This window comes from Naasia lichenicola (genome assembly GCF_004801885.1).
In the GTDB taxonomy this organism is placed as follows: Bacteria; Actinomycetota; Actinomycetes; order Actinomycetales; family Microbacteriaceae; genus Naasia; species Naasia lichenicola.
The window spans coordinates 339,473-363,812 of the sequence record NZ_SSSM01000001.1; the positions used below are offsets into that span (position 1 = coordinate 339,473).

At 68.0% G+C, this 24,340-nt stretch carries 21 protein-coding genes; 13 read left to right on the forward strand and 8 right to left on the reverse strand.

Annotated features, from left to right (window positions below; all coding sequences use genetic code 11):
• The first annotated feature begins 234 nt into the window (after window positions 1–234).
• Together rpsA and coaE are read left to right on the forward strand one after the other, a co-directional pair.
• On the forward strand, window positions 235–1,692 hold the full coding sequence (rpsA, locus tag E6C64_RS01620) for a 30S ribosomal protein S1 (protein ID WP_136425866.1): 1,458 nt from the start codon (window positions 235–237) through the stop codon (window positions 1,690–1,692).
• Between the two features lie 131 nt (window positions 1,693–1,823).
• Window positions 1,824–2,435, forward strand: a complete 612-nt coding sequence (coaE, locus tag E6C64_RS01625; RefSeq protein ID WP_136425867.1) for a dephospho-CoA kinase — start codon at window positions 1,824–1,826, stop codon at window positions 2,433–2,435.
• Here the strand turns inward: coaE and E6C64_RS01630 are convergent.
• The 4 genes from E6C64_RS01630 to E6C64_RS01645 form a co-directional block, all read right to left on the reverse strand.
• The gene (locus E6C64_RS01630; protein WP_136425868.1) at window positions 2,432–3,331 is read right to left on the reverse strand and encodes an EamA family transporter; all 900 of its coding nucleotides are present in this window, start codon (window positions 3,329–3,331) and stop codon (window positions 2,432–2,434) included. The two genes, coaE and E6C64_RS01630, sit on opposite strands and share 4 nt — an antisense overlap.
• A 25-nt stretch (window positions 3,332–3,356) precedes the next feature.
• Window positions 3,357–3,548 carry a hypothetical protein gene (locus tag E6C64_RS01635; protein WP_136425869.1) on the reverse strand — a complete coding sequence of 64 codons (192 nt, stop codon included), beginning with the start codon at window positions 3,546–3,548 and terminating at the stop codon, window positions 3,357–3,359.
• 5 nt (window positions 3,549–3,553) lie between these two features.
• Window positions 3,554–4,054 carry a hypothetical protein gene (locus E6C64_RS01640; RefSeq protein ID WP_136425870.1) on the reverse strand — a complete coding sequence of 167 codons (501 nt, stop codon included), beginning with the start codon at window positions 4,052–4,054 and terminating at the stop codon, window positions 3,554–3,556.
• Between the two features lie 275 nt (window positions 4,055–4,329).
• Window positions 4,330–4,848, reverse strand: coding sequence for a hypothetical protein (locus tag E6C64_RS01645; protein ID WP_136425871.1), 519 nt, complete (start codon window positions 4,846–4,848; stop codon window positions 4,330–4,332).
• A 298-nt stretch (window positions 4,849–5,146) separates the two neighbouring features.
• On the opposite strand from E6C64_RS01645, the gene uvrB reads away from it, so the two are divergent.
• The 11 genes from uvrB to E6C64_RS01700 all read left to right on the forward strand — a co-directional run bounded on the left by uvrB (window position 5,147) and on the right by E6C64_RS01700 (window position 19,515).
• The gene (gene uvrB, locus E6C64_RS01650; protein ID WP_136425872.1) at window positions 5,147–7,216 is read left to right on the forward strand and encodes an excinuclease ABC subunit UvrB; all 2,070 of its coding nucleotides are present in this window, start codon (window positions 5,147–5,149) and stop codon (window positions 7,214–7,216) included.
• A 141-nt stretch (window positions 7,217–7,357) separates the two neighbouring features.
• Window positions 7,358–10,243: an excinuclease ABC subunit UvrA gene (gene uvrA / locus E6C64_RS01655; RefSeq protein ID WP_136425873.1), complete on the forward strand. Its 2,886-nt coding sequence runs from the start codon at window positions 7,358–7,360 to the stop codon at window positions 10,241–10,243.
• 2 nt (window positions 10,244–10,245) lie between these two features.
• A complete protein-coding gene (gene uvrC / locus E6C64_RS01660; RefSeq protein WP_136425874.1) occupies window positions 10,246–12,240 on the forward strand; it encodes an excinuclease ABC subunit UvrC in 1,995 nt (664 codons plus the stop codon).
• 103 nt (window positions 12,241–12,343) lie between these two features.
• Entirely contained in the window at window positions 12,344–13,261 is a 918-nt protein-coding gene (rapZ, locus tag E6C64_RS01665; protein ID WP_136425875.1) for an RNase adapter RapZ, read from the forward strand.
• 270 nt (window positions 13,262–13,531) lie between these two features.
• Window positions 13,532–14,509 (forward strand): DNA-binding protein WhiA, encoded by a 978-nt coding sequence (gene whiA, locus E6C64_RS01670; protein WP_136425876.1) that lies wholly within the window; start codon window positions 13,532–13,534, stop codon window positions 14,507–14,509.
• A 185-nt stretch (window positions 14,510–14,694) separates the two neighbouring features.
• A complete protein-coding gene (locus E6C64_RS01675; RefSeq protein WP_136425877.1) occupies window positions 14,695–15,321 on the forward strand; it encodes a superoxide dismutase in 627 nt (208 codons plus the stop codon).
• Between the two features lie 248 nt (window positions 15,322–15,569).
• Window positions 15,570–16,574 (forward strand): type I glyceraldehyde-3-phosphate dehydrogenase, encoded by a 1,005-nt coding sequence (gap, locus tag E6C64_RS01680; protein WP_136425878.1) that lies wholly within the window; start codon window positions 15,570–15,572, stop codon window positions 16,572–16,574.
• Window positions 16,575–16,599: 25 nt separating this feature from the next.
• The gene (locus E6C64_RS01685) at window positions 16,600–17,802 is read left to right on the forward strand and encodes a phosphoglycerate kinase (RefSeq protein ID WP_136425879.1); all 1,203 of its coding nucleotides are present in this window, start codon (window positions 16,600–16,602) and stop codon (window positions 17,800–17,802) included.
• Window positions 17,787–18,605 (forward strand): triose-phosphate isomerase, encoded by an 819-nt coding sequence (tpiA, locus tag E6C64_RS01690; RefSeq protein WP_136425880.1) that lies wholly within the window; start codon window positions 17,787–17,789, stop codon window positions 18,603–18,605. Before E6C64_RS01685 ends, tpiA begins: the two co-directional genes overlap by 16 nt.
• A gap of 228 nt (window positions 18,606–18,833) precedes the next feature.
• Window positions 18,834–19,085 (forward strand): preprotein translocase subunit SecG, encoded by a 252-nt coding sequence (gene secG / locus E6C64_RS01695; protein WP_136425881.1) that lies wholly within the window; start codon window positions 18,834–18,836, stop codon window positions 19,083–19,085.
• Window positions 19,086–19,143: 58 nt separating this feature from the next.
• On the forward strand, window positions 19,144–19,515 hold the full coding sequence (locus E6C64_RS01700) for an RNA polymerase-binding protein RbpA (RefSeq protein WP_136425882.1): 372 nt from the start codon (window positions 19,144–19,146) through the stop codon (window positions 19,513–19,515).
• A gap of 176 nt (window positions 19,516–19,691) precedes the next feature.
• On the opposite strand, the gene pgl is transcribed toward E6C64_RS01700, so the two are convergent.
• The 4 genes from pgl to tal all read right to left on the reverse strand — a co-directional run bounded on the left by pgl (window position 19,692) and on the right by tal (window position 24,333).
• Entirely contained in the window at window positions 19,692–20,462 is a 771-nt protein-coding gene (gene pgl, locus E6C64_RS01705) for a 6-phosphogluconolactonase (protein WP_136425883.1), read from the reverse strand.
• Window positions 20,459–21,442, reverse strand: coding sequence for a glucose-6-phosphate dehydrogenase assembly protein OpcA (locus E6C64_RS01710; RefSeq protein ID WP_136425884.1), 984 nt, complete (start codon window positions 21,440–21,442; stop codon window positions 20,459–20,461). The genes pgl and E6C64_RS01710 overlap by 4 nt, the downstream gene beginning before the upstream one ends.
• Entirely contained in the window at window positions 21,439–22,977 is a 1,539-nt protein-coding gene (gene zwf, locus E6C64_RS01715; RefSeq protein WP_136425885.1) for a glucose-6-phosphate dehydrogenase, read from the reverse strand. The genes E6C64_RS01710 and zwf overlap by 4 nt, the downstream gene beginning before the upstream one ends.
• Before the next feature lie 228 nt (window positions 22,978–23,205).
• Window positions 23,206–24,333 (reverse strand): transaldolase, encoded by a 1,128-nt coding sequence (tal, locus tag E6C64_RS01720; protein ID WP_136425886.1) that lies wholly within the window; start codon window positions 24,331–24,333, stop codon window positions 23,206–23,208.
• Window positions 24,334–24,340 lie beyond the last annotated feature (7 nt).

Consider the following 24,340-nt stretch of genomic DNA (forward strand, 5'->3'; position numbering starts at 1 on the left):
TAGAGGTGGGGCGTCCCGCGGGTTAGACTGTTGTGTTGCTTCTGCGCCGTTGCGCCGAGAAGTGCTGCTGTGCTTCCGAGTGCTGTGCCTTCTGGTTACGCGGTGCGAGTCCCGCAACATCCTGTCCGCTCGTCACGGCGGAGCATCCCTGAGCACGCGTTCCACGGAACCATGCCTTGGAACCTGCTCCTCCACCGTGGCCTGAATCATGTCCATCCCTGGAGCTACTACTACATGTCAACCCTTACGACCGCCCCGGCCACCAAGCAGGTCGCCATCAACGACATCGGATCTGCTGAAGACTTCCTGGCCGCGGTCGAGAAGACCCTCAAGTTCTTCAACGACGGAGACCTCATCGAGGGCACCGTCGTCAAGATCGACCGCGACGAGGTCCTCCTCGACGTCGGCTACAAGACCGAGGGCGTCATCCCCTCCCGCGAACTCTCCATCAAGCACGACGTCGACCCCAACGAGGTCGTCAAGGTCGGCGACATGGTCGAGGCCCTCGTTCTCCAGAAGGAGGACAAGGAGGGTCGTCTGATCCTCTCCAAGAAGCGCGCCCAGTACGAGCGCGCATGGGGAGACGTCGAGAAGATCAAGGAGGTCGACGGTGTCGTCACCGGTACGGTCATCGAGGTCGTCAAGGGCGGCCTGATCGTCGACATCGGCCTCCGCGGCTTCCTGCCGGCCTCGCTCATCGAGCTGCGCCGCGTCCGCGACCTCACGCCGTACCTCGGCCAGGAGCTCGAGGCCAAGATCCTCGAGCTCGACAAGAACCGCAACAACGTGGTCCTGTCGCGCCGTGCCCTGCTCGAGCAGACCCAGTCCGAGAGCCGCAGCACCTTCCTCGCCAACCTCCACCCGGGACAGGTCCGCAAGGGCGTCATCTCGTCGATCGTCAACTTCGGTGCGTTCGTCGACCTGGGCGGCGTCGACGGACTCGTCCACGTCTCCGAGCTCTCCTGGAAGCACATCGAGCACGCGAGCGAGGTCGTCGAGGTCGGCCAGGAGGTCACCGTCGAGGTGCTCTCCGTCGAGCTCGACCGCGAGCGCGTCTCGCTGTCGCTCAAGGCGACGCAGGAGGACCCGTGGCAGGTCTTCGCCCGCACCCACGCGATCGGCCAGATCGCACCGGGCAAGGTCACCAAGCTGGTTCCGTTCGGCGCCTTCGTGCGTGTCGCGGACGGCATCGAGGGCCTCGTGCACATCTCCGAGCTGTCGAACAAGCACGTCGAGCTGGCCGAGCAGGTCGTCTCGGTGGGCGACGAGGTCTTCGTCAAGATCATCGACATCGATCTCGAGCGTCGCCGCATCTCGCTCAGCCTCAAGCAGGCCAGCGAGAGCATCGACCCGGCCAACACCGAGTTCGACTCCGGCCTCGCCGCCCTGTACGGCATGGTCACGGAGTACGACGAGGCCGGCAACTACAAGTTCCCGGAGGGCTTCGACCCCGAGACGAACGAGTGGAAGGAAGGCTTCGAGGAGCAGCGCGCCAAGTGGGAGCAGGAGTATGCAGATGCTCAGGCCCGCTGGGAGCAGCACAAGGAGCAGATCGTCAAGGGCATCGCGGACGAGGCGGCCGGCATCACCGAGACGCCGAACACCTTCACCAGCGAGACCCGTTCGGCCGGCACGCTGGCCGACGACGAGTCGCTCGCCGCTCTGCGCGAGAAGCTCTCGAGCAACAACTGATCGTCTGACCTGACGAGGCCTCGGCGACGAGGTCGAACGTAGCCGTCCCGGATCCGTCCGGGACGGCTTCGTCGTCTCCGGCGCAGTCGTCTGCTGCCTCAGCGCACGCGACATCTCGATAGGTTGAAGGCATGCCTCTGATCGGATTGACCGGCGGGATCGCATCGGGCAAGTCCACCGTCGCCGCTCGCCTCGCCGAGCTGGGTGCTGTGATCGTCGATGCCGACCTGCTCGCCCGTGATGCGGTCGCCGTCGGATCGCCCGGCCTCGCCAGGATCCGCGACACCTTCGGCGACGGTGTGATCGCCGATGACGGCAGCCTCAACCGTCCGGCGCTCGGAAGCATCGTGTTCGCCGACCCCGATGCGCTGCAGAAGCTCAATCGGATCACGCACCCCGAGGTTCTCCGACTCTCCCAGGAGGCCTTCGCCGCCGCCCGCGCGGCCGACCCCGACGCCGTCATCGTCTACGACGTCCCGCTGCTCGCCGAAGCGCGCAACCGTGGGGAGTGGGACCTCATCGTCGTCGTCGAGGCGCCTGCGTCGATGCGGGCGGACCGCCTCGTCGAGTACCGCGGGATGGCCCGCGAGGAGGCCGAGCGCCGGATCGGCGCTCAGGCGGGGGATGAGGAGCGCCGCGCCATCGCCGATCTCATCATCGACTCGAGCGGATCCCTCGACGAGACCGTCGCGGGCACGGACGCGATCTGGCCGGCCCTGCGGTCGGCGCAGCCGCGGAGCTAGACCGGCTCGGGCTGCGGCCCCGGTGCCGGCCGGCGGCGGGTCGACCCGACCACGGCGAACGCGTTGGCCCCGCTGATGACGGCCAGCCCGGCGAGCTGAAGAGGCGCGAGCGTCTGGTGCAGGATGACCAGGCCGGACAGGGCGGCGGCCGCGGGCTGGATGCTCTGCAGCACGCTGAACAGGCTCCGCGGTATGCGCCGCAGGATGAGGACGTCGAGCGAGTAGGGCACAGCCGAGGACAGCACCCCGACGGCGCAGCCCACCAGCAGCACGTGCACGAGCTCGTCGGGGGAGAGTCGGACGAGCTGGCCGATCAGGAACGGGGCGGTGATCACGGCGGCCACGATGCTGGCCATCGCCGTGCCGCGCACCCCCTCGAGACTTGCGGCCACGCGCGAGCTGAAGATGATGTAGACCGCCCAGGCCACGCCGGCGAGCAGGGCGAACAGCACGCCGAGCAGATCGAGTCCCGAGACGCTGCCCGTGAGCAGCGCCACCCCGATGCCCGCGGCGATCCCGCAGAGCAGATCGCGCAGCCGGCGTGAGGAGAGCAGCGCGATGGCGAGCGGGCCGAGGAACTCGAGGGTGACCGCCAGGCCGAGCTCGATCCGATCGAAGGCCTCGTAGATCGCGATGTTCATCACCACCAGCGAAAGACCCAGGATGAGTGCCGGCCAGACGGTCGCCCAGCGGAGCCGCTCCTTGCCCCGGAGTGCGGGCAGAAGGACCAGCGCCGCGAAGGTCTGACGCAGTGCGACGACGCCGATGGGTCCCACGATCGGCAGGATGGTGACGGCGACTCCCGCGCCCGACTGCACGGACAGCGCGCCGACGATGGGACCCGCAACCGCGATCGACGGTCTTCCCGTCGGCCTGCCGGTGCGCTTCGTCCCCACCTTTCGACCGTAGTGGAGTCGCTGATCAGGGCAGGACGACTTCGAAGCCCCCCGAGCCCTCCTTCGCTGTATCGATGGTCACCCGGTAGGTGCCGCTGACGGGCTCGTCGACCTCGACGCACATCTCCACCCCAGTGCGAACCTCACCCTGATGGATTGATTCGAGCATCACGCCTGTGCTCGTGGTCGCGGAGCCGTTCGGCGAGACGACGCTCATCTGGGTCACGATGTCGCCGCCCGCGCGATCGCCGAGCCCATGACGAATTCGCCCTGGATGTGGAAAGACGAACGGCTCGGCTCGGCGATCGTGAAATCACTCCGACCTGTCCGTCCATGCCCGTAAGCGGAGGAATCGACGCACTTCCATCGCAGGACTGAGATCACGCGCGCGCGGAAGACGAGGCCGCCGGCCCGCGCGCGGGCATCCGTAGGGAAGCTGATGGGCAGGGTGCCGGTCGCGGACGCCGTTGAAGAGAGCGGAAGGCGCCACGCCAGTGGATCTTCACCGAGGAGGAGGACCGCGTTGTCGAGATCCGGATCCGCTGCCGGTGCTCGGAACGTCAGCTCGCGGTCCGAGGTCTGCAGCCCTGGTACCACGACGGGCGAGTACAGGAGCGGCAGTGGTGGACCTGTGCCGATGGCGAGGGAGATCGCCCCTGTGATCGACGGATCGAACGAGTCGGCATGCGACGTGTTGCGGACCACGGCCTGCAGAACGATCAACCGGGATTCAGGGTAGAACCGAGTCGAGGTCAGGGTGATCTCGTTGCCGGCGATCCATCCCCTCGCCGCGGTCGATGTCTCAGTCGGGCTCGTGGATGAGCCGCTCCAGAAAGATGTGGGAGTCGGCGAGCTGGGCGCCGAACCGGCCACCGGTGGTGTGCAGCCCGCGAGGCTGACCACCAGCAGGGCGCAGGCCGCAACGCGGGCTTCGACATTCCGTTGGGACACACGCGCTGCTTCCCGGGGACTTCGTCCACCCGGATCTCTGCAGGTCTTCATTCGGCGCTGAAGTACGTGACGACAACCCCCTGCGGGAAGGCCGGGGTGCTGCCATCCGCCTCGGTCGCGTCGAACGCGTCTACGCGGATCGCCTTCGCTTCCCCCTCCATCAGGGTGACCGACGTCTCCGTCGAGTCGGTCGACGTCCAGCCCGCGGCTTCGCCCGCGGCACGCAGCTCCGCCACAAGGCCGACGTCCTTCGTGATGTAGACGGCTGTGCCCTCCACGCCAGACGGGTCGTCGGGGCTCAGCGCGTAGCAGTCAGCCTCCGGAATGCTGAAGCCGATGACGGCTTCGAACGCGTCTGCGGAATCGGCGAAGGACGAGAAGCCCGGTATCGAAGCGCACCCGGATGCACCCGAGTCGAGGGGCACCCCATCGTCAGCGGCCTGTGGATCGACCGCCGTCGAGAGTGTCGAATCGCTGCCGTCCGATGTCTTCGACTCCGATCCGCCCTCAGCCTGCCCGGGGGACGCCGCGCATGCGCTGAGAGACAGACCGACGATCACGATCACTGCAGGAAGGAGACCAAGCTGTCGCTGTCTGTGAAGGGCCGTGCGCGAAACGTAAAGCGCGCGAGCGCGCGACCGCATCGGGAGATATCCCCAGATCGACTGCGCGGATACCCAGTTGCCGGTGCCTTCACGAGCACGCTCAGGCTAGGTGGCCGGCCGTGGCCATCTGCAGGGCGGCGCTCAGGGCGGCCGAGCTCGGGCGTCGGCCGAGACGCGGATCCGCGTCGTCGGGATCGCTCAGGTGCGCCCACTGCGAACGGCGACATCGGTGTCGGAGGCCGAATCTAGACTTTCGACCATGCAGCCCACCCGCGCCGTGCGTCCCTTCGAAGTGGTCAGCGAGTACAAGCCGAGCGGCGATCAGCCGGCGGCCATCAAGGAGCTCGCCGGCCGGATCAACGCGGGCGAGACCGACGTGGTCCTGCTCGGAGCGACGGGAACCGGCAAGTCGGCCACCACGGCCTGGCTCATCGAGCAGGTCCAACGGCCGACCTTGGTCCTCGCGCACAACAAGACCCTCGCGGCGCAGCTCGCCACCGAGTTCCGCGACCTGATGCCCAACAACGCCATCGAGTACTTCGTCTCGTACTACGACTACTACCAACCAGAGGCCTACGTCCCGCAGACCGACACCTTCATCGAGAAGGACAGCTCGGTCAACGCCGAGGTCGAGCGGCTGCGGCACTCGACCACGAACTCCCTGCTGAGCCGGCGCGATGTCGTCGTCGTGTCGACGGTGTCCTGCATCTACGGCCTCGGTGCGGCCGAAGAGTACTTAGGCGCCATGGTGGCACTGCAGGTCGGCGAGCGGATCTCCCGCGACCTGCTCGTGCGGCGCTTCATCAACATGCAGTACGAGCGCAACGACTACGACTTCTCCCGGGGCCGCTTCCGAGTGCGCGGCGACACCATCGAGATCATCCCGGTCTACGAGGAGCACGCCATCCGAATCGAGATGTTCGGCGACGAGATCGAGGCGCTGTACTCCCTGCACCCGCTGACCGGCGAGGTCATCAAGCAGATGGATGCCGTCTCGGTGTTCCCCGCCACCCACTACGCCGCGAGCCCCGACACCATGAAGCGCGCTATCGGCACGATCCGACAGGAGCTGTCCGAGGAGCTGCCCAAGCTCGAGAAGGCGGGCAAGCTCCTCGAGGCCCAGCGCCTGCGGATGCGGACCACCTTCGACCTCGAGATGATGGAGCAGATCGGCTTCTGCTCGGGCATCGAGAACTACTCCCGGCACATCGACGGCCGTCGTCCGGGGCAGGCGCCCAACTGCCTGATCGACTACTTCCCCGAGGACTTCCTCGTGGTCATCGACGAGTCGCACGCGACCGTGCCGCAGATCGGCGCGATGTTCGAGGGCGATGCGTCCCGCAAGCGCACCCTGGTCGAGCACGGCTTCCGCCTGCCCAGCGCGATGGACAACCGCCCGCTCAAGTGGGAGGAGTTCAAGCAGCGCGTCGGCCAGACCGTGTACCTCTCGGCGACCCCCGGGCGCTACGAGCTGGGCATGTCCGACGGCTACGTCGAGCAGATCATCCGGCCGACGGGGCTGATCGACCCCGAGATCGTCGTCAAGCCCAGCAAGGGCCAGATCGACGACCTGCTCGAGGAGATCCGGATCCGCGTCGAGCGCGACGAGCGCGTGCTCGTCACCACGCTCACCAAGAAGATGGCGGAGGAGCTCACCGACTACCTGGCGGAGTCCGGAGTCAAGGTGCGCTACCTGCACTCCGACGTCGACACCCTGCGCCGGGTCGAACTGCTCACCGAGCTGCGCGCGGGCCTCTACGACGTGCTCGTCGGCATCAACCTGCTCCGCGAGGGCCTCGACCTGCCCGAGGTGTCGCTGGTCGCCATCCTCGACGCAGACAAGGAGGGCTTCCTGCGCTCGTCGACCTCGCTCATCCAGACCATCGGCCGTGCCGCGCGCAACGTCTCCGGTCAGGTGCACATGTACGCCGACGTGCTGACCGACTCCATGAAGAACGCCATCGAGGAGACCAATCGCCGTCGCGAGAAGCAGGTCGCCTACAACACCGAGCGCGGCATCGACCCGCAGCCCCTCCGCAAGAAGATCGCGGACATCACCGACGCCCTGGTGCGCGAGGGACTCGACACGAAGCAGCTGCTGGCCGGGGGAGTCGGCAAGAAGCGCAGCCCGACCCCGTCGCTCGGCTCCGGCCGAGGCATCGCCGCGGCCGGCGGCGCCGAGCTCGAGACGATCATCGCCGACCTCAACGATCAGATGCTCAACGCGGCCGCCGAGCTCAAGTTCGAGCTGGCGGCACGACTGCGCGACGAGCTCAACGAGATGAAGGGCGAGCTGCGCCAGATGGCGAAGGCCGGCCACCTGGCCTGAGGCGTCCCACTGCTTGCAGATCGCCTTGCGCGGTCGAGGACGGTTGCGGGCGGGGGCGGAACGACGCGCCCGGGTGGGGCGCTCAGGTCGCTCCGAGCGAACGCGGACATCGGTGTCGGAGGGTCGACCTAGACTCGATGGGTGCCGATCTCACCCGTATCCGGGCCTCGCTTGAGTGTGCGCGGAGCACGTGTCCACAACCTCCGCGACGTCGATCTCGAGATCCCCCGAGACTCCCTTGTCGTCTTCACCGGGCTCTCCGGATCGGGCAAGTCGAGCCTCGCCTTCGACACGATCTTCGCCGAAGGGCAGCGCCGCTACGTCGAGTCGCTGTCCGCCTATGCGCGTCAGTTCCTCGGCCAGGTCGACCGCCCCGACGTCGACTTCATCGAGGGCCTCAGCCCTGCCGTGTCGATCGATCAGAAGTCGACGAACCGCAACCCGCGCTCCACCGTCGGCACGATCACCGAGATTTACGACTACATGCGCCTGCTCTGGGCACGCATCGGCGTGCCGCACTGCCCGGTCTGCGGCGAGGTCATCTCGCGTCAGACGGTGCAGCAGATCGCCGACCAGCTGATGGAGCTCGAGAGCGGCACCCGCTACCAGGTGACCGCCCCTGTCGTGCAGCAGCGCAAGGGGGAGTTCGTCGATCTGTTCCGCGAGCTCGCCGCCAAGGGCTACTCCCGCGCCATGGTCGACGGCAACCTCATCCAGCTGGCCGAGCCGCCGGTGCTGAAGAAGCAGTTCAAGCACGACATCGCCGTGGTCGTCGACCGTCTGGTGGCCGCGGACGATCTGCTCACCCGGCTCACCGACTCGCTCGAGACCGCGCTGTCGCTGACCGACGGCATCATCCAGATCAACCTCGTCGACGAGGAGGGCCCCGACGCCTGGCGCACCTTCTCCGAGAAGCTCTCCTGCCCGAACAACCACCCCATCCAGCTGACCGAGATCGAGCCGCGCACCTTCTCGTTCAACGCCCCATTCGGCGCCTGCCCCGAGTGCTCGGGGCTCGGCACCAAGATGGCCGTGGACCCCGACCTGCTGCTCGGCGACGAGAACATGAGCATCCAGGAGGGCGTCATCATCCCCTGGACCAGCCAGGGCAAGGGGCTCTACAACTACTACGAGCGCCTCATGCAGGGCCTCGCCAACGACCTCAAGTTCTCGCTCGGCACACCATGGAAGAAGCTGCCGGAAGAGGCACGCGAAGCGGTGCTGCGGGGCAACAACTTCAAGGTCAACGTGCGGTGGAAGAACCGCTACGGCCGCGAGGTCGCCTACACCCAGGGCTTCGAGGGAGTCATCCCGTACCTCGAGCGCAACTACATCCAGGCCGACACCGACGCCGCCCGTCAGCGCTGGGCCGAGTACCTGCGCGAGGTGCCCTGCGACGTCTGCGCCGGCAAGCGGCTCAAGCCCGAGGTGCTCGCCGTGCTCGTCGACGGTCGGAGCATCTCCGACCTGACCGAGCTGAGCCTCGTGAAGGCGAGCGAGTTCGTCAACACCATCCAGTTGAACGATCGCGACGTCAAGATCGCCGCCCAGGTGCTCCGCGAGATCCGGGTGCGCCTCCAGTTCCTGCTCGAGGTCGGGCTGAGCTACCTCAGCCTGTCCCGCTCCGCCGGATCCCTCTCCGGCGGTGAGGCGCAGCGCATCCGCCTCGCCACCCAGATCGGCTCCGGGCTCACCGGCGTCCTGTACGTGCTCGACGAGCCGAGCATCGGCCTGCACCAGCGCGACAACCGCCGCCTGATCGAGACGCTCGTCAAGCTGCGCGATCTTGGCAACACGCTGATCGTCGTCGAGCACGACGAGGACACCATCCGCACCGCAGATTGGATCGTCGACATCGGCCCCGGTGCCGGTGTGCTCGGCGGAACGGTCGTGCACTCGGGCGACTACGAGTCGCTGCTGGCCAACACCGACTCCTACACCGGCGACTATCTCGCCGGCAGGCGCTCGATCGAGGTGCCCAAGAAGCGCCGCAAGATCGACCGCAAGCGGATGATCGGCGTCGTCGGCGCCAGCGCCAACAACCTCAGGAACGTCTCCGTCGACTTCCCGCTCGGCGTCTTCACCGCGGTCACCGGGGTGAGCGGATCGGGCAAGAGCTCGCTCGTCAACGACATCCTCTACCGGGTGCTGGCCAACCGGCTCAACGGTGCGCGCAAGCTGCCCGGCAAGCACCTCCGCGTCACCGGACTCGACAACCTCGACAAGGTCGTGCACGTCGACCAGGCGCCGATCGGCCGCACCCCTCGATCCAATCCCGCCACCTACACCGGTGTCTTCGACCGCATCCGCACGCTGTTCAGCGAGACGATGGAGGCGAAGACCCGCGGCTACCAGCCCGGGCGGTTCAGCTTCAACGTCAAGGGCGGCCGCTGCGAGAACTGCCAGGGCGACGGCACGATCAAGATCGAGATGAACTTCCTGCCCGACGTCTACGTCGTCTGCGAGGTCTGCCACGGCGCCCGGTACAACCGCGACACCCTGACGGTGCACTACAAGGGCAAGAACATCGCCGAGGTGCTCGACATGCCGATCGCCGAGGCCGCGGAGTTCTTCGAGCCGATCTCCGCGATCCACCGCTTCCTCAAGACCCTCGTCGACGTCGGTCTCGGCTACGTGCGCCTCGGCCAGAGTGCGACGACCCTGTCCGGCGGTGAGGCGCAGCGCGTCAAGCTGGCCACCGAGCTGCAGCGCCGCTCCAACGGCCGCACGGTCTACGTGCTCGACGAGCCGACCACAGGGCTGCACTTCGAGGACGTCCGCAAGCTGCTGCTCGTGCTCAACGAGCTCGTCGAGAAGGGCAACACCGTCATCTGCATCGAGCACAACCTCGATGTGATCAAGTCGGCGGACTGGCTCATCGACCTCGGACCCGAGGGCGGCTCCGGCGGTGGAACCATCATCGCCACCGGCACGCCCGAGAAGCTCGCCGGCGTCGAGGAGAGCCACACCGGCACCTTCCTCGCCGAGATCCTCGAGCCCAAGCGGGCGCTGGTGCGCGCCTCGTAGCCATGCCCACCTCCACACGTCCGACCCTCGCCTACAAGCCGAAGGCGGGGGAGATCCCGACCGAGCCCGGCGTCTACCGGTTCTCAGATGCTTCTGGGCGGGTGCTGTACGTCGGCAAGGCGAAGAACCTCAGACAGCGGCTGAGCAACTACTTCGCTCCGCTGCACACCCTGCACGAGCGCACCCGGCGCATGGTGACGACCGCGGCAGGGGTGCAGTGGACGGTCGTCGGCAGCGACTTCGAGGCGCTGCAGCTCGAGTACACCTGGATCAAGGAGTTCGCTCCGCCGTTCAACGTCAAGTTCCGCGACGACAAGAGCTATCCCTACCTCGCCGTGACGCTGGGCGACGAGGCTCCGCGGATCACGGTCACCCGCAACCGCAAGATCCCCGGCGCGCGCTACTTCGGTCCGTATCCCAAGGTGTGGGCGGTGCGCGAGACCATCGAGCAGATGGTCAAGGCGTTCCCGGTGCGCACCTGCTCCGACTCGTCCTACAAGCGGGCGATGGAGACCGGGCGGCCGTGCTTCCCCGGACAGATCGGACGCTGCGGCGGTCCGTGCTCGCAGAAGGTCACGATCGCCGAGCACCGCGCGATCATCGACGAGTTCGTGGCGTTCATGGCGAGCCCCGATCCGAGGATGATCGCCGACCTCACCCGCGGCATGAAGCAGGCGGCCGCCGACTTCGACTACGAGCGGGCCGCCGTGCTGCGCGATCGGATCGGCGCCCTGCAGAACGTGCTCGAGTCGAGCGCGGTCGTGCTCTCCGAGAGCGTCGAGGCCGACGTGTTCGGGATCGAGCACGACGAGCTCGCAGCCGCCGTGCAGCAGTTCCGGGTGCGCGGCGGCAGAGTGCGCGGCGTGCGCTCCTGGGTGGTCGACAAGGAGCTCGACATCGGGATGGCCGAGCTCGTCGACTCGGTGCTGCAGAGCGCCTACGACGCGTCCGAGCCGCCGCCGCGGGAGATCATCGTGCCCGAGCTCCCCGACGACGCGGAGGCCCTCGAGCAGCTGCTGACGATGCTCAAGGACCGGGGGAGCGTGAAGCTGCGCGCCGCCCAGCGGGGCGAGAAAGCGGCGCTGCTGCAGACCGCCACTCTCAACGCCAAGCAGGCTCTTGGCCTGTACAAGATGCGGCGAAGCGCCGACTACGTCGCCCGATCGCGCGCCCTCACCGATCTGCAGGAGGCGCTCGACCTCGACGACGCCCCGCTGCGGATGGAGTGCTACGACGTCTCGCACCTGTCGGGCACCAATATCGTCGCCTCGATGGTGGTGTTCGAGGACGGACTGCCACGGAAGGACCAGTACCGGCGCTTCAACGTGGCCGACTCGACGGATGACACCGAGTCGCTGTACCAGGTGCTCTCCCGCCGACTGTCCTACCTCGATACGGGGGAGGTCCCCAAGTCGGCCGAGCTCGTCATCTCCGGTGAGCTCCCGAGCTCGGCAGCTCGAAACGATGATGACGAACCCGAAGACGACGGCCAGGAATCCGAATCAGAGGAGTCCGAATCCGAGGAGGAGCTCGAGCCGTCGGCGCCGAAGAAGCCCGGGCGGTTCTCCTACCGGCCCAACCTGCTGATCGTCGACGGCGGCCAGCCGCAGGTGGCGGCCGCCGCTCGAGCTCTCGCCGACTCGGGCGTCCAGGGCATCGCCCTCGTCGGCATCGCCAAGCGCCTCGAAGAGGTCTGGCAGCCCGACAGCGACTACCCGGTCATCCTTCCTCGCAACAGCGACGCCCTCTTCCTCGTCCAGCGCATCCGGGACGAGGCGCACCGCTTCGCCATCACGCACCAGCGCGCTCGGCGCAAGCGCGACATCACCTCGGTGCTCACCGAGATCCCCGGCCTCGGCGCGGCCCGGGTCAAGGACCTGCTCAAGCACTTCGGCTCCGTCGCGAAGCTCAAGGAGGCGAGCGTGCAGGAGATCCAGGAGGTCAAGGGCATCGGCCCGCGGATCGCCGAGACGATCCACGAGCGTCTTCAGGCGTGAGACGGGCCGTGCCGATCGGACACGCGACGTTCCACTCCGAGACGGGAGCCTGACTCGTTCGGCGCTCTAGTCTTGAATCGATGGCAATCGGAAGCGGCAGCTGATGACCGGTGACACCTCCGCGCCCGCGGACAGCGCGCCCCGCGAGGGCACGGCCCGTCCTCCTCAGGCGGTGCTCGTGGTCACGGGGATGTCCGGAGCCGGCCGCAGCACAGTCGGCAACGCACTCGAAGATCTGGGCTGGTACGTCGTCGACAACCTGCCGCCCCAGATGCTCGTGCCGCTGATCGATGTCGCCGAGCACGCGGGGGAGGCCCTGCCCCGGATCGCGGTCGTCGTCGATGTGCGCGGCGGCGCGCTGTTCTCCGAACTGCGCGAGTCGGTGCACAAGCTCAAGGCCGGCACACAGATCAAGGTGCTCTTCCTCGATGCCACCGACGCCGCACTGGTCCGTCGCTTCGAGCAGGTGCGCCGGCCCCACCCGCTGCAGGGCGGCGGCGGGATCCTCGACGGCATCACGGCGGAGCGCACACGCACCGCCGAGATCCGCGAGCAGGCGGACTTCGTGATCGACACGAGCGAGCTGAACATCCACCAGCTGACCAACCAGATCACCGACCTGTTCAGCGAGGCGGACACCCCCGGCGTCCGGGTCACTCTCACGAGCTTCGGCTACAAGTACGGCCTGCCGACCGACGCCGACATCGTCGCCGACGCGCGATTCCTGCCCAATCCGTACTGGGTGCCCGAGCTCCGGCCCGGGACGGGGCTCGACAGCGACGTCAGCGGCTACGTGCTGGCGCAGGAGGGCGCCCGCCCGTTCATCGACGCCTATGCCGGCGCGCTCGAGCCGGTCCTCGCCGGCTACCGGCGCGAGAACAAGCGTCACGCGACGATAGCGATCGGCTGCACCGGCGGCAGGCACAGGTCCGTGGCGATGGTCGAAGAGCTCGCGCGACAGCTCCGCGAGCAGCCCGGCGTGAGCGTCAGCGTCAAGCATCGCGATCTCGGCCGCGAGTAGCTCGAACCCGACTGGCACGCTCCGGCGCCCCCCGAAAGGGTGACACGCCCCCGTTGGCGCCCCAATTCGTCGGCACGCCGCAGCCCTCGAACCGTGCTCTGGCGTGGCGAAACGGGGGGTACCGACTCCTCTCGGGGCAGATGAGGATCCCTCTGTCCTCAGCCGCGACTCGCCGACGGTGACAGTATGGACGGACGAGCGACACACCGGTGGGGACCCGAACGGATCCGGTGGTGTCGGACGATTTTTCGCGCATGAAGGACTGGGTACTTGGCACTGACCGCAACCGTCAAAGAGGAACTGTCACGCATCGACGTCGGGAAGACGACGGTTCGCGCGGCGGAGCTCGCGACCATCCTGCGGTTCGCTGGGGGATTGCATCTGATCTCGGGGCGGATCGCTGTCGAATCCGAGCTGGACTCGCCACAGCTGGCGAGGCGAGTCCGCAAGGACCTCGCCGAGCTCTACGGCGTCCGCGGCGACGTCCGCGTCATCTCGGCGGCCGGTGTCCGTCGCAGCGACTCCTACGTCGTCCGGGTCATCGATGGCGGCGAGACGCTCGCCCGCCAGACGGGCCTGCTGGATGCGCGCCGCCGTCCCATCCGTGGACTGCCCAACCGGCTGACCACCGGATCGCTCGAGGACCTCGAGGCGATCTGGCGCGGAGCCTTCCTCGCCCGAGGCTCGCTGACCGATCCCGGGCGCTCTGCCGCCATGGAGGTGACCTGCCCCGGCAACGAGGCCGCAATGGCCCTGGTGGGCGCAGCCGGTCGGCTGCGGATCTCCGCGAAGGCCCGTGAGGTCCGCGGCGTCCACCGCGTCGTCATCCGCGACGGCGAGGCCATCGGCGAGATGCTCCAGCACATGGGAGCCACCTCCAACCGGCAGAACTGGGAGGAGCTGCGCCAGCGCCGCGAGGTGCGCGCGACAGCCAACCGTCTGGTCAACTTCGACGACGCGAACCTCCGCCGATCCGCCCAGGCGGCTGTGGCGGCCTGCGCCCGCGTCGAGCGAGCGCTCGAGATCCTCAGCGACACGATCCCCGACCACCTGCGCTACGCGGGCGAGCTCCGCTTGGCGCACCGCGAGGCCAGCCTCGACGAGCTCGGCCACTACGCCGACCCGCCGATGACCAAGGACGCGGTCGCCGGTCGGATCCGCCGTCTGCTGGCCATGGCCGACAAGCGCGCCATCGAGCTGAACATCCCGGGCACAGAGGCGAACCTCCCGCCCGACCTCGAGGAGTAGCCGGCCGAACGGGCCCGGCGGCGGCAAGGCCGGGTCCTCGACCCGGATCAACCCGAGCGTTTGCTCCGAACGGCCACTCCACAAGCTTTCGGGAATCTTTCGGCGTTTGCCCAAGTCATAGACTGAAAGCACCGGAAGAGCCGCGTTCTTCGCGGCCTCTCGGGCCGAAGAAGAGGAGAACCTGAATGGCCGAATACACCCTTCCCGCCCTGGGATACGACTACGGAGCGCTCGCCCCGCACATCAGCGCCACCATCATGGAGCTGCACCACAGCAAGCACCATCAGACCTACGTGACGGGAGCGAACACCGCTCTGTCCCAGCTGGCCGAAGCGCGTGCCGCCGGCAACCTGGCCAACGTCAACAAGCTCAGCAAGGACCTGGCCTTCAACCTCGGCGGTCACGTCAACCACTCGATCTTCTGGACGAACCTGTCTCCGGACGGCGGCGACAAGCCCACGGGCGAGCTCGCTTCCGCCATCGACGACGCCTTCGGCTCCTTCGACGCCTTCGTCGCCCACTTCACCGCCGTCGCGCTCGGCGTGCAGGGCTCCGGCTGGGCGATCCTGGCCTGGGACTCCATCGGCCAGAACCTCATCATCGAGCAGCTCTTCGACCAGCAGGGCAACATCGCGGCCACCACGGTCCCGCTCCTCATGCTCGACGTCTGGGAGCACGCCTACTACCTCGACTACAAGAACGTCCGTGCGGACTACGTGAAGGCGTTCTGGAACATCGTCAGCTGGGAGAACGTCCAGGCGCGCTTCACCGCCGCCCAGACCAAGACCTCCGGTCTCGTCGTCCTCTCCTAGGCGCCGAGCTCCAGCAGGGTCCAGCACCGGCCCAGCACCGCAGCATCACCGCGTGCGGATGGCAGCCACCCGGCGCCATCCGCTCGTAGCGCTAGGCTCGGATCGACACGGCGGAGCCCGCCTGCGTCGCGTCGATCCGGGCCCGCGCCTCCTCATCGAGGTGCGGAACCACCCCTCGCGGCCGAATCGGCCCGCCCCCATCCCACCCGCAGGCGCCGCATCGGCGCCCCGTTGTCAGGAGCATTTCGTTGGCAGTTCGTGTCGGCATCAATGGATTCGGCCGCATCGGTCGCAACTACTTCCGAGCAGCACTCGCGAAGGGCAGTGACCTCGAGATCGTCGCGGTCAACGACCTGACCGACAACAAGGCGCTCGCCCACCTCCTCAAGTACGACTCCATCACCGGCCGCCTCGACGCCGACGTCTCGCTCGAGGGCGACTCGATCGTCGTCAACGGCAAGGCCATCAAGGTGCTCGCGGAGCGCGACCCCGCCAACCTGGGCTGGGGCGACCTCGGAGTCGACATCGTCATCGAGTCGACCGGACGCTTCACGAAGGCGGAGGACGCCCAGAAGCACCTCGACGCCGGCGCCAAGAAGGTCATCATCTCGGCTCCCGCCTCGGGCGAGGCCGCGACGTTCGTCATGGGCATCAACAACGAGGACTACGACCCCTCCACGGACCACATCATCTCGAACGCCTCCTGCACCACGAACTGCCTCGCGCCGCTCGCGAAGGTGTTCAACGACAAGTTCGGCATCGAGCGCGGCCTCATGACGACGGTGCACGCCTACACCGCCGACCAGAACCTGCAGGACGGCCCGCACAGCGACCTGCGTCGCGCCCGCGCCGCCGCCGTCAACATCGTCCCCACCAGCACGGGTGCCGCCAAGGCCATCGGCCTCGTCCTGCCCGAGCTGAAGGGCAAGCTCGACGGCTTCGCGCTCCGCGTGCCCGTCCCCACGGGTTCGCTGACCGACCTCACCGTCGTCACCAACTCGGCCGTGAGCGTGGACGAGGTGAACGCCGCCTACAAGGAGGCTGCCGAGGGCTACCTCAAGGGCATCCTGCTCTACACCGAGGACGAGATCGTCTCCAGCGACATCGTCTCCGACCCGCACTCGGCCATCTTCGACTCGGGCCTGACGCGCGTGCTCGGCAACGAGGTCAAGCTGTCGGCCTGGTACGACAACGAGTGGGGCTACTCGAACCGCCTCGTCGACCTCACCGAATTCGTCGGCGCCCGCCTCTAGGCGGCACCGCGACGGTACAAGAAGCATGGCGCTGCGCACACTCGACTCCCTCGGATCGCTCGAAGGCAAGCGGGTAGTCGTCCGGTGCGATCTGAACGTCCCCCTGGAGGACGGGCAGATCACCGACGACGGCCGCATCAAGGCCTCGTTGCCGACCCTCAACGCGCTGCTCGAGGCGGGGGCGACCGTCACGGTCATCTCTCATCTCGGTCGGCCCGACGGGGAGCCGAACCCGAAGTACAGCCTCGCCCCGGTGGCCCAGCGGCTCTCCGAGCTGCTCGGCCTGCCGGTCGACTTCGCCGAAGGGCCACCCGCCGACGCGGCAGCGCCCTCGGGCAAGGTGACCCTGCTGGAGAACCTGCGGTTCGATCCGCGGGAGACCAGCAAGGACGCGGGGGAGAGGGCTGCGTTCGCCGCCGAGCTCGCGGCGTTCGGCGATGCCTTCGTCTCCGACGGCTTCGGTGTCGTGCATCGCAAGCAGGCCAGCGTGTACGAGCTCGCCGAGGCGCTTCCGAGCGCAGCCGGCACCCTCATCGCGACCGAGCTCGAGGTGCTGGACCGACTGACCGAGAATCCCGAGAAGCCGTACGCGGTCGTCCTCGGCGGCTCGAAGGTCAGCGACAAGCTCGGCGTCATCGACCACCTGCTGCCGCGGGTGCAGTCCATCCTCGTCGGCGGGGGCATGCTGTTCACCTTCCTCGCCGCACAGGGTTATCCGGTCGGCAAGAGCCTGCTCGAGAAGGACCAGCTCGATACCGTCACCGAATACGTGGCGCGCGCCAAGGAGCTCGGAGTCGACCTCGTCATCCCCACGGATGTCGTCGTCGCCAGCGGGTTCTCCGCCGACGCCGAGCATGAGGTCCGCGCCGTCGACGACATCGAGGGCTCCGCCTTCGGCGCCGACGGCATCGGGCTCGACATCGGGCCGGACACCGCCGCCGCTTTCGCGAAGGTGATCGCAGGCTCGAAGACCGTCTTCTGGAACGGGCCGATGGGCGTGTTCGAGTTCGAGGCCTTCTCCGGCGGCACCAAGACCGTCGCCGAGGCGCTGACGAAGGTCGATGGGCTGTCCGTGGTGGGCGGAGGCGACTCCGCCGCCGCCGTGCGGGCGCTCGGCTTCAGCGACGACCAGTTCGGGCACATCTCGACGGGTGGCGGCGCCAGCCTCGAGTTCCTCGAAGGAAAGCAACTGCCCGGACTGGAGGTCCTCGGATGGCACGCACCGTGAGCAGAGAGAGCGCGGCGCCCAAGGGGCGCGTCCCGTTCATCGCCGGCAACTGGAAGATGAACCTCGACCACCTGCAGGCGATCGCATTCGTGCAGAAGCTGGCGTGGACGCTGAAGGATGCGAACCACGACTTCCGCGACGTCGAGGTGGCGGTCTTCCCGCCCTTCACCGATCTGCGGAGCGTGCAGACGCTGATCTCGGCCGACAAGCTCGAGCTGAAGTTCGGCGGCCAGGATGTCTCGCAGCACGAGTCGGGCGCCTACACCGGCGAGATCTCGGGGGCGTTCCTCGCAGCACTCGAGGCCGAGTACGTGATCATCGGCCACTCGGAGCGTCGCCAGTATCACGGCGAGAGCGACGAGATCGTCGCCGCCAAGGTGGCGGCTGCGCTCAAGCACGGACTCGTTCCCGTCATCTGCGTCGGCGAGACCGCCGAGGACCTCGAGAAGTACGGTCCGAGCGCCGTGCCGGTGTCGCAGCTGAAGGCGGCGCTGAACGGCGCAGCCCCTGACGCGAACATCGTGGTGGCCTACGAGCCCGTGTGGGCGATCGGCTCCGGCCAGGCCGCGACTCCCGAGCAGGCCCAGCAGGTGGCGGGAGCGCTGCGTGCGCTGCTCGGTGAGGTGCTCTCCGCCGAAGCGGCGGAGGCCACCCGCATCCTCTACGGCGGCTCGGTGAAGGCGAACAACATCGCCGGGTTCCTCCGCGAGACCGATGTCGACGGTGCCCTGGTGGGCGGCGCGAGCCTCGATCTCAAGGAGTTCTCGAGCATCGCCCAGTTCCGCAAGCACGTCGGCCTCTAGACCTCATCTGCTGAGCCGCCCAGTTCTGCCGCCTGAATCGTATTCCGAGCGGCAGAACTGGGCAGGTCAGCGGCGATACGTCGGGTGCGCCCCTGACCTGCACGCGTGCAGGTCTGGCTTATACTCGACTCTGGCCCGGCTCGCCGGGCCCTTCTGTGCCGTGGCCCCGACGCCCGGCGCTGCGGCGTCCGGCCCAGCCGTCCGCCTCCATGACAAGAAAGGCTCCGCGTGGCAATCCTCCAGGTCGTGCTCCAGGTGCTGCTCGGCATCACGAGCCTTCTGCTGACCATGCTGATCCTGCTGCACCGCGGACGCGGCGGCGGCCTGTCCGACATGTTCGGCGGCGGCGTCACCTCCAACCTCGGTGCCTCGGGTGTCGCAGAGCGCAACCTCAACCGCATCACGGTGATCCTCGGCCTCGTCTGGGTGTCCTGCATCGTGGTGCTCGGTCTGATCACGCGCTTCGACGTCAGCGCCTGACGCTCCGCGACTCCCTTCAGCTCTCTTCCCGAGTACCTCCCGAAACGAACGGACAGATATGGCTTCTGGCGGCAGTGCAATCCGTGGCTCGCGCGTAGGCGCGGGCCCCATGGGTGAGCAGGACCACGGCTTCCACGCAGATCGCATCGCGGTCTCCTACTGGGACGCCTTGGGCAATGAGACGGTGCGATTCTTCGCGGCCAACCTCCCCACGGACGAGATCCCCGAGACGATCGACTCTCCGTCGAGCGGCCTTCCCGCCGGACGCGACAAGGCGAACCCGCCGGCCGTCAGCAAGACCGAGCCGTACAAGACGCACCTCGCCTATGTGAAGGAGCGGCGCACCGAGGAAGAGGCGGCGCAGCTCCTCGACGACGCGCTGCAGCAGCTGCGCATCCGACGCGGCAAGGTCCCCGCAGCAGCGGAATAGCCACCGAGCGCACGAAGAAGACCCCGTCTGAACCAGACGGGGTCTTCTTCGTTTGCGCGAGCTTCCTGCGATGGTTCGTGATGCTGCGGCAATCCCCAGCGCAAGCGTGCGCTGGGGGCCCAGTGCCGCGTCTCTCACCATTGGCCGATCGGAGCCCTTCGGGCTCCTCTTGCGGCCTAATACGTCGAGGCGATGAGGGCCTCCGGCACGTCGCGAGCAGCCGCGCCGTCGACGAAGAACACCGTCCGCTTGCGGCCCTGCACACCTGCGACGGGCACCTCGTTGATGGAGGCGCCGGCGAGGGCGAGGCCGAGGGCGGACGCCTTGTCCGAACCGGCGAGGACCATCCAGACCCGGTCGGAGCTGTTGATCACCGACATCGTGAGGCTCAGGCGCTCGGGTGGAGGCTTCGGAGCATCGTGCACCGCGATGACCGTGTTCGGATCGGAGCGGTAGCGCTCGCGTCCGGGGAAGAGCGAGGCGACGTGCCCGTCGGGGCCGACGCCGAGGAACGTGATGGCGAACTTGGGGGCGATCGCACCCTCCTTCGTCCATTCCGCGAGCTCGCGCGCGTAGACGCGGGCGGCCTCGGCGATGTCGGGGACGTCGTCGCTCGTCGGGAACGCGTGGATGTTCGCCTCGGGCAGGTTCAGCGAGTCGAGCAGGGCCTCACGCGCCTGCCGGTCATTGCGGTCCGCGTGACCGGCGGGCAGGAAGCGCTCGTCGCCCCACCAGAAGTGCACGCGCTGCCAGTCGACGGTGTCGCGCGCGGACGAGTCGCGGATGGCGCGCTGCGTGGCTGCGCCGACGGTTCCGCCGGTGAGCACGATGTGCGCCTCGTCCTCCTCATCGAGGATGTCGATGAGCTTCGTGAGGAAGCGTGCGGCGACCGATCCGGTGAGGGAGTCGAGGTCGGGGTGGATCAGCACGCGGCGATCGTTCGTCACTTATGCAGGCCTTTCGCGGGGGCGGACGTGGACGCCACCTCCACGGGTGCCGCAAGTCTAGCCAGACCGCGCTTGATGACCTCGCCGTACAGGTCGTCGGGATCGAGGCGGCGCAGCTCTTCAGCCAAGCAGTCCCGGAGGCTGCGGCGGGGGAGCGACACGTCGTGCACCGGCTGTCCCGGCTGGGTCAGGGAGGCGATGTTGCCCTCGGGGCGCTCCAACTCGATGGTGCCCGAGCGCCGGACCATGGTGACGCCGTGGATCCCGCTCGAGCCGGTGCCGCGCTTGGAGATCTCGTGGCTGACCGGCGCATCGAGCTGGAGGCCGAGCCAGGCGGCGAGCAGGCCCGTGGACGGCGAGTCCTCGGAGCCACGCACCTCGACGCCGATCACGGGATCGTAGGGAGGCTGGTCGAGCACGGCGGCGAGCTGCGCGCGCCAGAGGGTCAGCCGGGTCCAGGCGAAGTCGGTGTCGCCGGGCGCGTAGGTCTTCTCCAGGTGCTGGAGGAAGGACAGCGGATCGGGCTGCGACGACGCGTCCGTGATCCGGCGCTGCGCCATCCGGCCGATCGGCGACTCGGACACGACAGCTGGCGCGACCCCGGGCCACCAGGCCACGACGGGCGCGTCCGGCAGGAGCAGACCGGTGACCAGGCCCTCCTCGTCGGTCGCCGCGGCGCCGTGCGCCTGCAGGACGATGACCTCGCTCGCGCCGGCGTCGCCGCCGACCCGGATCTGAGCGTCGACGCGGGGCTCGCCCGCCTCGCCGACGTCGTCGCCGTGCGAGACGACGATGACCCGCATGGGGTGCTCGCGCGAGGCGTCGTTGGCGGCCTCGATGGCCTCCTCCTCGTGCCCGATCTCCGTCGCGATGACGAGGGTGAGCACGCGGCCGAGGGCGACGGCGCCGCCCTCCTCGCGGATCTTGACGAGCGCCTTCGAGACCTTCGCGGTCGTGGTGTTGGGCAGGTCGACGATCACGGGCGCCTCCAGACTCGGCCCTCGCGGGCCATCATGGCGTCAGCCGATTCGGGGCCCCAGGTTCCGGGGCGGTACTGCTCGGGCTGGCCCTGGGTGGCCCAGAACTCCTCGATCGGGTCGAGGATCTTCCAGGAGAGCTCGACCTCCTCGTGCCGGGGGAAGAGCGGAGGATCGCCGAGCAGCACGTCGAGGATGAGCCGCTCGTACGCCTCTGGGCTCGCCTCGGTGAAGGCGTGGCCGTAGCCGAAGTCCATCGTCACGTCGCGCACCTGCATGCCGGCGCCGGGCACCTTGGAGCCGAAGCGGATGGTGACGCCCTCGTCGGGCTGCACCCGGATGACGAGCGCGTTCTGACCGAGGGTCTCGGTCTGGCTCGCCTCGAACAGGTACTGCGGAGCGCGCTTGAAGACGACGGCGATCTCCGTGACGCGACGGCCGAGCCGCTTGCCGGCGCGGAGGTAGAACGGCACTCCCGACCAGCGACGGGTGTCGATGCTCAGCCGCATCGCCGCATAGGTCTCGGTGAGCGACTCGGGATTCATCCCGTCCTCCTCAAGGAAGCCGAGCACCTTCTCGCCGCCCTGCCAGCCGCCCGAGTACTGACCGCGGGCGGTGAAGTTCGCGAGGTCCTCGGGGATGCGGACGGCCGAGAGCACCTTCTCCTTCTCGGCGCGCAGGTCCTTGGCGTCGAAGGAGACGGGCTCCTCCATCGCGGTGAGGGCGAGCAGCTGGAGGAGATGGTTCTGGATGACGTCGCGGGCTGCGCCGATGCCGTCGTAGTAGCCGGCTCGACCGCCGACGCCGATGTCCTCGGCCATGGTGATCTGCACGTGGTCGACGTAGTTCGAGTTCCAGATGGGCTCGTAGAGCTGGTTCGCGAAGCGCAGCGCCAGGATGTTCTGGACCGTCTCCTTGCCGAGGTAGTGATCGATCCGGAAGACGGAGTCGGCCGGGAAGACCGACTCGACGACGTCGTTCAGCGCGCGGGCGGTGGCGAGGTCGCTGCCGAAGGGCTTCTCGATGACCACGCGGCGCCACTGGTCGTCCTTCGGCGCCGCGAGGCCGCTGCGGCGCAGCTGCTCGGTGACGACGGGGAACGACTTCGGCGGGATCGACAGATAGAAGGCGTGGTTGCCCATCGTTCCGCGGTGGGCGTCCAGCTCGTGGATCGTCTTCGCGAGCTCCTCGAAGGCTGCGTCGTCGTCGAAGGTGCCGGATACGAACCGGATGCCCTGCGCGAGCTGGCGCCACACGTCATCGTCGAAGGGGGTGCGGGAGTACTGCTTGACCGCGTCATAGACGACCTTCTCGAAGTCCTGGTCCTCCCAGTCGCGGCGGGCGAAGCCGACGAGTGCGAAGCCGGGCGGAAGCAGGCCACGGTTGGCGAGGTCGTAGACGGCGGGCATGAGCTTCTTGCGGGACAGGTCTCCGGTGACGCCGAAGATGATCAGCCCGCTGGGACCGGCGATCCGATTCAGTCGCCGGTCGGTCGGCGCGCGAAGCGGATTGAAGTCCGGTGTGATGTCGACCGGCATGCGACTCCTTGCTGTGGCGGCCTCGGGCTGTGCGCTCGGGGCCGGGAACTGCCCGCGTGGAGGCTCGCCGACACTGCCGACTCCGTGCTGCGGATGGTGCTGAAGATGGTGATGCGGATGGTGCTGAAGCTCGATGGTGCTGAAGCTGGGTGATGCTGAAGCTGAATGGTGCCCGGATCTGGGAGGGGCGGACGCTGCCATCCCTCCCAGACCGACCGTGCGGGCTGGCTACTTCTTGGCGCCCTCGAGCGCGGCGGTCACCGTGTCGAGCAGCTCGCCCCATGAGACGTTGAACTTGTCGACGCCCTCGGCCTCGAGCGTCTCGGTGACGTCGTCGTAGTCGATCCCGAAGCCGGGGAGGGCATCGATGATCTCGTGCGCACCCGCGTAGCTGGCGGCGACGACGTCGCCCTTGATGACACCGTGGTCGAAGGTCGCGTCGAGCGTCTTCTCGGGCATGGTGTTGACGACGCCGTGGGTGGCGAGCTCGACGACGTACATGGTGTCGGGCAGGTCGGGGCTCTTGACTCCGGTGGAGGCCCACAGCGGGCGCTGGCGGTTGGCACCCTGCTCCTGCAGCGCGAGCGCGCGCTCGGTGGCCATCTCGGCGAGGAAGAGCTCGTAGGCGAGCTGCGCGTTCGCAACGCCCGACTTGCTCTTGTGGGCGAGCGCCTCGGGCGTGCCGACGGCGTCGAGCCGCTTGTCGATCTCGGTGTCGACGCGCGACACGAAGAAGGAGGCGACCGAGTGGATGGTCGAGAGGTCGATGCCCTTGGCGGCTGCCTGCTCGAGTCCGGTCAGGTAGGCGTCGATGACCTCCTTGTAGCGGGGGAGGCCGAAGATCAGGGTCACGTTGACGCTGATGCCCGATCCGATCACCTCGGTGATCGCCGGCAGGCCCGCCTTGGTCGCGGGGATCTTGATCATCGCGTTGAGCTTGTCGACCTTCTTCCACAGGCGCTTCGCCTCGGCGATGGTGCCCTCGGTGTCGTTCGCGAGGCCCGGCTCGACCTCGATCGAGACGCGGCCGTCGTAGCCGTTCGTGGCCTCGTACACGTCCGAGAAGATGTCGCACGCCTGTGCCACGTCCGAGGTGGTGATCTCGAACACCGCGGTGGTGACGTCGGCTCCGGCTGCGGCGAGTTCCCGGACCTGCTCGTCGTACGACTCGCCCTTCGAGAGCGCCGAGGCGAAGATCGTCGGGTTGGTGGTGATGCCGACGACGTTCTTCTCCGCGATCAGCTTGGGGATGCCGCCGGAGTTGATGCGCTCGCGCGACAGGTCGTCGAGCCAGATGCTCACGCCGACGGCGGAGAGCTCCGCGGTGGGCGTGGTGGTGGAGGCGGTGTTCGTCATTTCTCCT

Excerpts from the sequence above, each read along its gene's own strand:
- rpsA (WP_136425866.1), top strand. The coding sequence starts at position 235 with ATGTCAACCCTTACGACCGCCCCGGCCACCAAGCAGGTCGCCATCAAC.
- coaE (WP_136425867.1), top strand. The coding sequence starts at position 1,824 with ATGCCTCTGATCGGATTGACCGGCGGGATCGCATCGGGCAAGTCCACC.
- E6C64_RS01635 (WP_136425869.1), bottom strand. The coding sequence starts at position 3,548 with ATGAGCGTCGTCTCGCCGAACGGCTCCGCGACCACGAGCACAGGCGTG.
- uvrB (WP_136425872.1), top strand. The coding sequence starts at position 5,147 with ATGCAGCCCACCCGCGCCGTGCGTCCCTTCGAAGTGGTCAGCGAGTAC.
- uvrC (WP_136425874.1), top strand. The coding sequence starts at position 10,246 with ATGCCCACCTCCACACGTCCGACCCTCGCCTACAAGCCGAAGGCGGGG.
- rapZ (WP_136425875.1), top strand. The coding sequence starts at position 12,344 with ATGACCGGTGACACCTCCGCGCCCGCGGACAGCGCGCCCCGCGAGGGC.
- E6C64_RS01675 (WP_136425877.1), top strand. The coding sequence starts at position 14,695 with ATGGCCGAATACACCCTTCCCGCCCTGGGATACGACTACGGAGCGCTC.
- E6C64_RS01685 (WP_136425879.1), top strand. The coding sequence starts at position 16,600 with ATGGCGCTGCGCACACTCGACTCCCTCGGATCGCTCGAAGGCAAGCGG.
- tpiA (WP_136425880.1), top strand. The coding sequence starts at position 17,787 with ATGGCACGCACCGTGAGCAGAGAGAGCGCGGCGCCCAAGGGGCGCGTC.
- E6C64_RS01700 (WP_136425882.1), top strand. The coding sequence starts at position 19,144 with ATGGCTTCTGGCGGCAGTGCAATCCGTGGCTCGCGCGTAGGCGCGGGC.
- zwf (WP_136425885.1), bottom strand. The coding sequence starts at position 22,977 with ATGCCGGTCGACATCACACCGGACTTCAATCCGCTTCGCGCGCCGACC.
- tal (WP_136425886.1), bottom strand. The coding sequence starts at position 24,333 with ATGACGAACACCGCCTCCACCACCACGCCCACCGCGGAGCTCTCCGCC.